The 11225-nt window shown below is 72.7% G+C and carries 5 protein-coding genes; all 5 read left to right on the top strand.

Annotated features, from left to right (window positions below; translation table 11 throughout):
• Nucleotides 1–5 precede the first annotated feature (5 nt).
• Nucleotides 6–431, top strand: coding sequence for a roadblock/LC7 domain-containing protein (locus tag ACFYL4_RS02625; protein WP_017543700.1), 426 nt, complete (start codon nt 6–8; stop codon nt 429–431).
• Nucleotides 432–477: 46 nt separating this feature from the next.
• On the top strand, nt 478–837 hold the full coding sequence (locus tag ACFYL4_RS02620) for a DUF742 domain-containing protein (RefSeq protein WP_013151545.1): 360 nt from the start codon (nt 478–480) through the stop codon (nt 835–837).
• A 22-nt stretch (nt 838–859) separates the two neighbouring features.
• Complete coding sequence (locus ACFYL4_RS02615; protein WP_049576901.1) at nt 860–1417, top strand: ATP/GTP-binding protein; 558 nt, start codon at nt 860–862, stop codon at nt 1415–1417.
• 77 nt (nt 1418–1494) lie between these two features.
• On the top strand, nt 1495–2760 hold the full coding sequence (locus tag ACFYL4_RS02610; RefSeq protein WP_387515856.1) for a styrene monooxygenase/indole monooxygenase family protein: 1266 nt from the start codon (nt 1495–1497) through the stop codon (nt 2758–2760).
• Between the two features lie 435 nt (nt 2761–3195).
• Nucleotides 3196–11223 (top strand): SDR family NAD(P)-dependent oxidoreductase, encoded by an 8028-nt coding sequence (locus tag ACFYL4_RS02605; protein ID WP_387515854.1) that lies wholly within the window; start codon nt 3196–3198, stop codon nt 11221–11223.
• Nucleotides 11224–11225 lie beyond the last annotated feature (2 nt).

Genomic DNA, 11225 nt, shown 5'->3' with positions numbered 1-11225 from the left:
CAACCATGACTGAATCCACGAACGACAGCGTTGAGAACTTCTCGTGGCTCATCGACCGGTTCGTCCGGGACGTGCGCGGTGTCGAGCACGCCGTGGTGGTCTCCTCCGACGGCCTGGTCCTGACGCACTCCAGCGACTTCCCCGAGGTCCACGCCGAACAGCTCGCGGCCATCGCGAGCGGTCTGCACAGCCTCGCGGTCGGGGGCGCCAGCCTGTTCCAGAGGGGGGAGTGCGAGCAGCTCCTGGTCCGTTTCAACCACGGACACCTGTTCATCATGGCCATCAGCGACGGTTCCTGCATGGCGGTGCTCACCGCGCCGGGTACGGAGCTGAAGATCGTCGGTTTCCAGATGGCCAAGCTCGTGGACAACGTCGCCCACGTGCTCACTCCGCAGCTGCGCTCGCAGCTGCGCGAGGTCATCCAGAACTGACGACGGTGACCCGTAACGGTTCGGCAGGAATGAGGTTGCCGCGGCTATGAGCTTCCGCAGGCGAAGGAGTAACCGTGTTCGCCCGTTCACCTTCACGGGTGGGCGGACGCGGTCACGGCATCCGCTGATGGTGCAGACCCTGGTCTCGACGTCCGAGCCCGGGCAGGAACCTCCTGGCACCCTCATGCCGGAGTCGATCAGTATCTACAAACTGTGCCGGGAGACGCGGTCTCTCGCCGAGGTGTCGGCCGAGTTGAACATCCCCCTGGGTGTGACCCAGGTCCTGGTCAGTGACCTGGCCGAGCAGGACCTGGTGTACATTCACCCGACCATCACCGGTAGCAGTCCGTCCGAAAACCAGGTTCTGGAGAGGGCTCTTCGTGGTCTCGAACGACTTTTCCAGTGACAACAGGTCGAATCGCAAGAAGATGTCGAGCAAGATCGTCATCGCCGGTGGCTTCGGTGCCGGCAAGACGACCTTGGTGCGCTCGGTGTCGGAGATTCCGCCGGTCACGACTGAAGCGATCATGACCGAGGCCAGTGTCGGGCACGACGACACCTCGGTCACACCCGACAAGACGACGACCACCGTCGCGATGGACTTCGGCCGCATCACCATCGACGACGAACTGGTCATGTACATGTTCGGTACGCCGGGGCAGGCCCGGTTCTGGTTCATGTGGGACGATCTGGTCCGCGGCGCCGTGGGTGCCGTCGTCGTGGTCGACTGCCGAAGGCTCGCGGACTCCTTCGACGCGGTCGACTACTTCGAGACGAACAAGCGGATTCCCTACATCGTCGCGCTCAACAAGTTCGAGGGCCGACTCGACTACACCGCCGAGCAGGTCCGCGAGGCGCTGGAGGTCAGTCCGGAGGTTCCCATCATCGACTTCGACGCGCGGCACAGGACGTCCGGCGGCGACGTGCTCAAGACCCTGTTGCGGTACGCGCTGGAGCACAACCGAGCGAGCGAGCCCGTCGCCTGACGGGTGGGGGCGTTCGGACTCCCTCTGGCCGATCCTCCCCCGCGGCCCCGTAGATTCCCAGGAAAGTTAGCGACACAATGCGCAAGATCCTTATCGTCGGCGCTGGCCACGCCGGCCTGCACTTGGCCCACGGTCTCCTGACCCATGGCTACGACGTCACGGTGATCACGGGGCAGTCCTCGACGGAGATCCGGACGGGGCGGTCCTCGGTCACGCAGTTCACCCTCCCCACGTCGCTGAGCCACGAGCGCGAGTACGACCTCGACCTGTGGAGCGTGCTCTGCCCGCAGGTCCGCAACCAGCGCATCCACCTCTACCCGGGCTCGGGGCAGCCGACCCTGTCGTTCGCCGGGCGCACGGGCCTGAACAACGACTACATGGTGTCTGTGGACCGCCGGGTGAAGATGGCCGACTGGCTGGAGTTCTTCGAGGACCGCGGGGGCAAGGTCGTCATCCACGGCGTCACCGTGACCGACCTCGACTACTTCTCCCGGATGTTCGACCTCATCATCGTCGCCGTGGGACACGGGGAGCTGGGTCAGCTCTTCGACTACGACGAGAGCAGGTTCAGCGGGGCCCGTCCCCGGTCGATGGCCCAGGCGCTGGTCTACGACGTCTGGCCGGACTCCAAGGACGACGTCAACGTCGGGTGGGCGGCCTCGGCGGCCGAGGCCGGGAACACCATCCTCATGCCGATCCTGAGCCAGGAGGGCCCCTGCCACGCTCTGGTGATGGTCGACAAGCGGGGCGGCCCCATGGACGCGTGGCCGGACCGGCCGGGTCCGGAGGAGCAGCTGCGCCGGATGAAGGACCTGTTGCGCCGCTACGCGCCGGAGTACTACGAGCGCGTCAAGGACGCGGCGCTGGTGGACGGCTACGGCAGCACCCTCACCGACGAGGTCACGCCGCAGGTGCGCAACCCCGTCGGAGTCCTGCCGTCCGGGGGCAAGGTCCTGGGGATGGCGGACGTGGTCGTCACGATGGACCCCTACGTCGGTCAGAGCTGGAACAACTCCATGCACTGCGCGAAGGCCTATCTCGAGGCGATCATGGAGCACGGGGACCGGGAGTTCGACGAGAGCTTCCTGGTCAGCATGTTCGACCGCTTCTGGGAATTCGGTCTGCACAACCAGCTGTGGTCCGAGATCAATTCCACGATCTGGGATCGGGGTGACATGCCCGAGTACTTCAACGACCTCATCGCGGGGGCTCAGCGCTACCCCGAGATCGCGGACCGTTGGATTCGCGGGTGGGACTACCCGCCTGACTACGCCAACTGGCTTCTGGACCCCGAGGAGGCCATGAAGTACGTCGCGGAGGTCCGGGCTCGGCACGGAGACTGACCGCCGATCGCACCGCCGCACCCCTGCCCGATGTCTCCGGACATCGGGCATTTCCTTTTGGTAACAATGTGGAGAAAAAGGGGGTTCTGTTGCGCTCTGAATGGGCGTCATCTAATGACCGAAAACAAGTGATCCGTTGTCATGTGTCCTGAATCGCGGATACGATCCACTCTGCATAAGGCGTGAAAGCGCATATGCGGCACCTGCGCTCCACGTGAGAATGGAGTCGTGTGCGGCTTGTCCGCCCCGCCGCTCGGCGCCCCGGAGGCACACTGGGTAGCCGCGGAGGGGCCTCGTGCCTGTCACCACCGCCTCGCACCTCGCGGCTCGGGCGGTGCGCGTGCACCTTCACGAGAACCGCAAGCCGGCCCCGTGACATGCCCCGGGCCGTGACCCGTTCGGGGCGAGGACGTCGAGTTCGACCGGAGGAACGCGATGACCAGGGACCCTGACAACGGTGACGTCGCCCGTCCGCCCGTTGCGGTCGTGGGGATGGCCTGCCGCCTCCCCGGGGCCTCCAACCCGGAATCCTTCTGGCGACTGCTGTGCGAGGGCCGTGAGGCCATCACCCCGCCGCCCGAGCGCCTCGGATGGAGCTCCCCCGAGCGGGACCGCAACTGGGGCGGCTACCTGGACCGCGCCGAGGACTTCGACGCCGCCTTCTTCGGCGTCTCGCCGCGCGAGGCCGTGGCCATGGACCCCCAGCAGCGGCTGATGCTCGAACTGAGCTGGGAGGCGGTCGAGAACGCGCGCACCGCGCCCGACAGCCTGCGCGGCACCCGGACCGGCGTCTTCACCGGCGCGATCGCCTCCGACTACGCGCTTTTGCTGCGCGACCTTCCCGCCACGCACCACAGCCTCACCGGTGGCCAACGCGGCATGATCGCCAACCGCGTGTCCTACACGCTCGGTCTGCGCGGCCCCAGTATGACTGTGGACAGCGGCCAGTCCTCGTCCCTGGTCGGCGTGCACGCCGCCATGGAGAGTCTGCGCGACGGCGCCTGCGACCTCGCCCTGGCGGGCGGGGTCAACCTCATCCTCCAACCCCACAGCACCGAGCACGTGGCCCAGTTCGGCGGTCTGTCGCCCGACGCCCACTGCTACACCCTCGACGCCCGCGCCAACGGTTACGTCAGGGGCGAGGGCGGGGTCGTGCTCGTCCTCAAGCCGCTCGACCGCGCGCTGGCCGACGGCGACCACGTCCACGCGGTGCTGTCCGGCGGGGCCGTCAACAACTCCGGCCCCACCGCCTTCCTCGCCCGGCCCGAACCCGAGGGCCAGGCCGAGGTCGTGCGCACGGCGCACCGCCGGGCGGGGATCGACCCCGCCCACGTGGGCTACGTGGAACTGCACGGGACCGGCACCCCGGCGGGCGACCCGGTCGAGGCGGCCGCCCTCGGCTCGGTCTTCGCCGGTCGCCCCGGAGTCCTGCGCGTCGGCTCGGCCAAGACCAACGTCGGGCACCTGGAGGGCGCGGCCGGCATCGTCGGCCTGCTCAAGGTGGTGCTCAGCCTCTCCCACGGGCTGCTGCCCCCCACCCGGAACTTCTCCACCCCCCACCCCGAGATCGACCTGGAGGGGCTCGGGCTGCTCCCGCAGACCGCGAGGGAGCCCTGGCCGACCGACGCCCCCCTGGCCGGGGTGTCCTCCTTCGGCATGGGCGGTACCAACTGCCACCTGGTGCTCGCCCCACCGCCCCGGCGCTCGCCCGACACCTCCCAGCAGTCCCCCGGAGAGGGGGCACTGGACCCGGTGCCGTGGGTCCTCTCGGCGGGCTCGGACGACGCCCTGCGCGCGCAGGCCTCGGTGCTGCACTCCTTCGTGTCCAAGCGGCCCGGCCTGCGCCCTGAGGACGTGGGGTACTCGCTGGCCACCACCCGCACGGTCATGGACCACCGCGCCGTCATCCTGGCGCCGGGCGGCAGCGGCACCCGCGAACTGGAGTCGATCCGCCCCTCCGGCACCCCGGTGACGACGCGCGACGGCCGGGGCCCCGTCCTGGTCTTCCCCGGGCAGGGCGGGCAGTGGGCGGGCATGGCCCGCGCGCTCCTGGACGGTGACGGCCGCCTGGCCCGGCTCTTCGGCCGACGGCTGCGTGAGTGCGAGCGGGCCCTGGACCCGTACGTGGACTGGTCCCTGACCCGGGTGCTGCGGGGGGAGCCCGGCGCCGCCCGTTACGTGGGCCCCGACTCCCGTGTGGACGTCGTGCAGCCGGTCCTGTGGGCGGTCATGGTGGCCCTGGCCCGGGTGTGGGAGGCCATGGGCGTGCGCCCGGCCGCCGTGATCGGCCACTCCCAGGGCGAGATCGCGGCGGCCCACGTGGCCGGTGTGTTGACCCTGGAGGACGCGGCCAAGGTCGTGGCGTTGCGCAGCCAGGCGCTCACGGCGCTCGGCGGCAGCGGGGCGATGGCCTCGCTCGGGGTCGGTCCCGAGCGGGCCCGGGAACTCGCCGAGGCCCTGCCCGACCTGCACCTGGCCGCCGTCAACGGTCCGGAGTCCGTGGTGGTCTCGGGTGCCCCCGCGTCGGTGCGCGCCGCCGTGGACCACTGCGTGGACGCGGGAGCGCACGCGGCCCTCGTGGACGTCGACTACGCCTCGCACTCGGCCCACGTCGAACGGGTGCGCGAGCCCCTGCTCGAACAGCTGGCTGACGTCACCCCCCGCCCGGCCCGCGTCCCGGTGCTGTCGACGCTGACCGGCGGCGGGCTCGGCGAGGACGGGCCGCCCATGGACGGCCGGTACTGGTACGAGGGCCTGCGCAATCCGGTCCTGTTCGCCGAGACGGTGGCGGGCGCCGTCGCGGACGGGCACACCACCTTCCTCGAGGTCGGCCCGCACCCGGTGCTGCACCACGGTGTCGAGGGCGTGCTCGCCGCACAGGGGGTGCGCGGCTCGGTCCTGGCCACGCTGCGCCGGGACCACGGGGACGTGGCGCAGCTGTTGACCGCCGCCGCACAGGCCTTCACCTCGGGGCTCGACGTCGACTGGGGGAGTCTGTTCCGCGGTTCGGGCGCGCACCGGATCGACCTTCCCACCTATCCTTTCCAGCGGACCCGGTTCTGGCCGGAGACGGCCCCGGCGGCGCCGGTCGCCGGGGCGCCGACCGCGCTCCCGGCCCCCCACGCCTCGGAGGCGGAACGAGCCGGGGAGACCACCGGGCTGGTCGCGGCCCTGTGCGCGCGGGTGCTCGAACGGGACGCTCTGGACCCCGCAGACGAACGAAGGGCCTTCCGGGACCTCGGCTTCGACTCCATCATGCTGCTCGAACTGGCCGACCTGGTGGAGGACGAGACCGGGGTCCGGCTGGAGGACGCCGTCCTGTTCGAGCTCCCCACCCCCGCGGCCCTCGCCGGGCACGTCGCCGGGGAACTGGGTGGGGAGCCGGTCACGGCGGAGCGGCCCGCCGCCGCGTCGCGCGGGGCCGTCTCCACGCCGCCCTCCGGGGCGGTCGCCGACGACGACCCGATCGCCATCACCGCGATGGCCTGCCGACTGCCGGGCGGGGCGCGCTCCCCGGAACGGCTGTGGCGGCTCGTACAGGACGGGACCGACGCCATCGGGGCCTTCCCGGAGAACCGGGGGTGGGACCTGGACGCCCTGTACGACCCGGAGCCCGGCACCCCCGGACGCACCTACACGCGACACGGAGGCTTCCTCTACGACGCCGACCTCTTCGACCCCGGCTTCTTCGGCATCAGCCCCCGCGAGGCCGATGCCATGGACCCGCAGCAGCGTCTGCTGCTGGAGACCTCCTGGGAGGCGATCCAGCGGGCCGGGATCGACCCCGCCAGCCTGCGCGGCGAGCAGGTGGGCGTGTTCGTCGGAGCGATGCCGACCGAGTACGGCGCGCGCCTGGCCGACCCCTCCAGCAGTGCCGACGGCGGATACCGGCTCACCGGGAGCACCCTGAGCGTCGCCTCCGGGCGCATCGCCTACGTTCTCGGTCTGCACGGCCCCGCGCTCACCATCGACACCGCCTGCTCCGGTTCGCTCGTGGCGCTGCACCAGGCCGCCGCGGCGCTGCGCCGGGGCGAGTGCTCGATGGCGCTGGCGGGGGGCGCGACCGTCATGGCCACCCCCGGCATGTTCCTGGAGTTCTCCGCCCAGCGCGGCCTGTCCGCCGACGGGCGCTGCCGCGCGTTCGGAGCCGGGGCCGAGGGCACGGCGTGGGCCGAGGGCGCCGGCGTCCTCCTGCTCGAACGGGTCTCCCAGGCCCGCCGCAACGGTCGTCCCGTGCTGGCCCTGCTGCGCGGCAGCGCGGTCAACTCCGACGGGGCCTCCAACGGCCTGACCGCACCCAACCCGCAGGCCCAGGAACGCGTGATCCGCCAGGCCCTGGCCTCCGCCGACCTCGCCCCGCACGAGGTCGACGCGGTCGAGGCGCACGGAACGGGCACCCGCCTCGGCGACCCGGTCGAGGCCCGTGCCCTGATGTCCGTGTACGGGGGCGACCGCGAGCACGACCTCCTGCTGGGTTCGCTCAAGTCCAACATCGGCCACGCACAGGCGGCGGCCGGCGTCGCGGGCGTGATCAAGACCGTGGAGGCGCTGCGCCACGGCCGCCTGCCCCGGACCCTGCACGTGGAGCGCCCCACGGACCGGGTGGAATGGGACGACAGCGGGGTACGACTGCTGGCCGAGGAGACGCCCTGGCCCGACACCGGGCGCCCCCGGCGCGCGGCGGTGTCCTCCTTCGGCATCAGCGGTACCAACGCCCACGTGGTGTTGGAGGGGGTCGCCGACGAGGGCGCCCCGGTCACCGTGCCCGACGACCCCTTCGAGCGGACCCGGCACTGGTTGACACCGCAAGCGCCCCGGAGCGCGGAACCGCGAACGGCCCAGCGCCTGCTGGGCGAGGGGTTGAGCCTCGCCGACGGCGGCGCGGTGTTCCAGGGCCGGGTCGCCGTGGCGGACCACCCCTGGGCGGGCGACCACCGGGTGCTGGGCCGCGTCATGCTCCCCGGTACCGCCGTGGTGGACCTGGTCGCCGAGGCGGCCGCGTCGGTCGGAGCGGACACGGTGTCCGACCTCGTACTGGAGGCTCCCCTGACGCTGGGCCGGGCCGGTACGGCCCAACTCCAGGTCATGGTCGGCGCACGGGAGGCCGGGGGGCCGCGCCGGGTCAACGTGTACGCGCGCCGCGAGGGAGCGGACGAGGCACCCTGGATACGCTACGCCAGCGGTTCCGTGGTCCGCTCCCAGGAGGGGACCGAAGGAACGGAGGACGGCACTGGTGCCGACACCGTCGCGCCCCCCGGCGCGGTACGGGTCCCGGTCGACTACCCGGGCCTTCGGGGTCTGGGCTACGACTACGGCCCCGCTTTCCAGGGGCTGACGTCGGTGTGGGAACACGGCGGGGAGTACTTCCTCGAAGCCGGACTACCCGGTACCGCCGGCTCGGCGGCCCCCTTCCACGGCCTGCACCCGGCCCTGTCGGACGCCGTGCTGCACGCGGTGCTGCCGGGGGGCGCGGGCGGCCGCGAGGGCACCGCGGTGCCGTTCGCCTGGAGCGGGGTCCGTGTGACCCCCAGCGGCGGCGCGGCGGCTCCGGGAGGCCTGCGGGCCCGGATCACCCCGTTGGGCGGGGACCGCTACCGGGTCCTGGCCACCGACACCGGCGGCTCGGTCCTGTGGACCGTGGACGAGCTGACCCTGCGGCCGCTGGGAGCCGACACGCTCCCTGATCCCGAGCCGGGGGAGGTTCCCGAACTCCACGAACTCGTGTGGGAGCGGGTGACCCCGCCGGGTGCCGACGGGACCGACCCGTGCCCGGCCCCCCTGCCGGCCTTCGAGGACCTGGACCCCGAGGCCCCCGTGCCGGGGCTGGTCTGCGTCGAACTGCCCGCGTCCGTGGTCTACGCGGACGGCGGCACGCTTCCCGACGCGGTCCGGCGGGGGCTGGAGTCGGCCCTGGAGTCGGTCCGCGCATGGCTGGCCGACGAGCGCACCGCCGACTCCCGCCTCGCCCTGATCACCTGGCGGGCGGTCCCCGCCACACCCGGCGAGGCGCTGCCCGGTATCGCGGCCAGCGCGGTCTGGGGCCTGCTGCGCACCGCGCAGCGCGAGCACCCGGGACGCCTCGTCCTGCTGGACTCCGACGGGGCTGAGGAGTCCCACCGGGTGTTGTCGGTGGCGCTGGCACTCGACGAACCACAGGTCGCCCTGCGTTCGGGTGAGGTGCTGGTGCCCCGGCTGCGCAGGACCGCCGACGGCGAGGAGGGGCCCCTGGCGCCCGCCGGACGCCTGTGGCGCGCGGACACCCGGAGCCCGGGCTCCCTGGACTCCTTGGAGGCGGTGCCCTCCGGCGCGGCCGGGGCCCCTCTGGGCCGTTCCGAGGTGCGCCTCTCCGTCCGGGCCGCCGGGCTGAACTTCCACGACGTGGTCACGGCGCTGGGCGTGGTCGACGACGGTGTCGGCGTCGGTATCGAGGGCGCCGGGGTGGTGCTGGAGACCGGTGCGGACGTCACGGACCTGGCCCCCGGTGACCGGGTGTTCGGCATGTTCGACGGCGCCTTCGGTCCCTTCGCCGTGGCGGACCGACAGCGGTTGGCCCACGTGCCCGGAGGCTGGACCTTCGAGCAGGCCGCCGCGGTCCCGGTGGCGTTCCTCAGCGCCTACCACGGGCTGGTGGACCTGGCCGCCGTGCGCCCTGGCGAGAGCGTGCTCGTGCACGCGGCCGCCGGAGGCGTGGGGACGGCCGCCGTGCAGCTCGCCCGCCACATGGGGGCCCGGGTGTTCGGTACCGCGAGCCCGCACAAGTGGCCCGGACTGGCCGCGTACGGGCTGGCCCCGGACCAGCTGGCCTCCTCCCGCACGCTGGAGTTCGAGAACCGACTGCGCGAGGCCAACGACGGCCGGGGCGTGGACGTGGTCCTCAACTCGCTCTCCGGTGAGTTCGTGGACGCCTCGTTGCGCCTGCTGCGCTCGCCCAGGGACGGCAGGGGGCCGGGCGGCCGGTTCGTGGAGATGGGCAAGACCGACGTGCGCGCCGCCGCCGGGGTGGCCGAGCGGCACCCCGGCTGCCACTACGAGGCGTTCAGCCTGCCCCACGTGGACGCCGACCGTGTCGGGCAGATGCTCGCCCGGGTGGTGGAGTTGTTCGAGGAGGGCGCCCTCACCCTCCCGCCGCTCACCGTGTACGACGTGGGCGACGCCCAGTCGGCCTTCCGCGCCCTCCAGCGCGGCGAGACCGTCGGCAAGCTGGTCCTGCGCGTCCCCGCCCCCTTCCCCCGGGAGGGCACCGTGCTGGTCACGGGCGGCACCGGGGGCCTCGGCCACCGTGTGGCCCGCCACCTGGTCACCGGGTACGGGGTCCGGGACCTGCTGCTGCTCGGCCGCCGGGGCCCCGACACCCCGGGTCAGGAGGAGCGCACCGCGCAGCTGGAGGCGCTCGGCGCCCGCGTGGAGGTGGTGGCCTGCGACGCCTCCGACCGGGAGGCCCTCGGCCGGGTCCTGGCCGCGATCCCCGAGGACCGTCCGCTGCGGTCCGTGGTGCACGCGGCGGGCGCGCTCGACGACGCCACCGTCGCCTCCCTGACCCCCGAACGGTTGGACGCGGTGCTGCGGCCGAAGGTGGACGCGGCGTGGAACCTGCACGAACTCACCGACGACCTCTCCGCGTTCGTGGTGTTCTCCTCGGCGGTGGGCGTGCTGGGCAACCCGGGGCAGGCCAACTACGCGGCCGCCAACGTCTTCTGTGACGTCCTGGCCCACCTGCGCCGGGAGGCGGGCCTGCCGGCCATCTCGCTGTCGTGGGGGCTCTGGGCGGGTGGCAGCGGCATGACCGGCCACCTGGAGGAGGACGACCTGGCCGCCCTCGGCCGGAGCGGACTCCTACCGATGCGGCCCGACGCCGCGCTGGACCTGTTCGACGCCGCCGTGGCCCGGAACCCCGTCCACGCGGTACCGGCGTGGCTCTCCCCGGCCGCCGACGCCAGCGTGCTCCGGGGGCTCCTGTCGGGCCCCGGAACCGACCCGGCCGCGGTCGCCGTGGTGTCCGGCGCCTCCCCGCACGGGGCGGCAGCCGAGGGGGAGGACACCGACCCCGCCGCGAGGTTCGCGGCCATGGGCGCCGACGAACGCTCCCGAGCCCTGCTGGAGGAGGTCCGCGCGCACACCGCCGTGGTCCTGGGCCACCGGGCCGGGTCGCCGTCCGGCGTGGACCCCGACCGGCCCTTCACCGAGCAGGGAACGGACTCGCTCACCAGCGTCGAACTACGCAACCGGCTCAGTGCGGCCGTGGGGGTGCGGGTACCGGCCACCGCCGTCTTCGATCACCCCACGCCCCGCGCGCTGGCGCGCTCGCTCGACGTCCTCCTGGCACCCGGGCCCGAGGCCGCGGGGGAACGCCCCGGGAAGCACCGCACGGGCGGGGCCGCAGAGGCGGGGGGAGACGGGGAGGCCATCGACGCGATGGGCGTCGACGAACTGGTGGACCTCGCCCTGCGGGGCCCCGGTGTATGACG

Origin of the sequence: Nocardiopsis sp. NPDC006938, from assembly GCF_042869555.1 — a bacterium.
GTDB lineage: Bacteria > Actinomycetota > Actinomycetes > Streptosporangiales > Streptosporangiaceae > Nocardiopsis.
Note: the sequence above shows the minus strand (reverse complement) of the source record. Positions and strands in the feature narration are given on the sequence as shown.

What these genes read in the sequence shown, in the direction of transcription:
- ACFYL4_RS02615 (WP_049576901.1), top strand. Translation starts at nt 860, where the DNA reads ATGTCGAGCAAGATCGTCATCGCCGGTGGCTTCGGTGCCGGCAAGACG.
- ACFYL4_RS02605 (WP_387515854.1), top strand. Translation starts at nt 3,196, where the DNA reads ATGACCAGGGACCCTGACAACGGTGACGTCGCCCGTCCGCCCGTTGCG.
- ACFYL4_RS02620 (WP_013151545.1), top strand. Translation starts at nt 478, where the DNA reads ATGAGCTTCCGCAGGCGAAGGAGTAACCGTGTTCGCCCGTTCACCTTC.
- ACFYL4_RS02625 (WP_017543700.1), top strand. Translation starts at nt 6, where the DNA reads ATGACTGAATCCACGAACGACAGCGTTGAGAACTTCTCGTGGCTCATC.
- ACFYL4_RS02610 (WP_387515856.1), top strand. Translation starts at nt 1,495, where the DNA reads ATGCGCAAGATCCTTATCGTCGGCGCTGGCCACGCCGGCCTGCACTTG.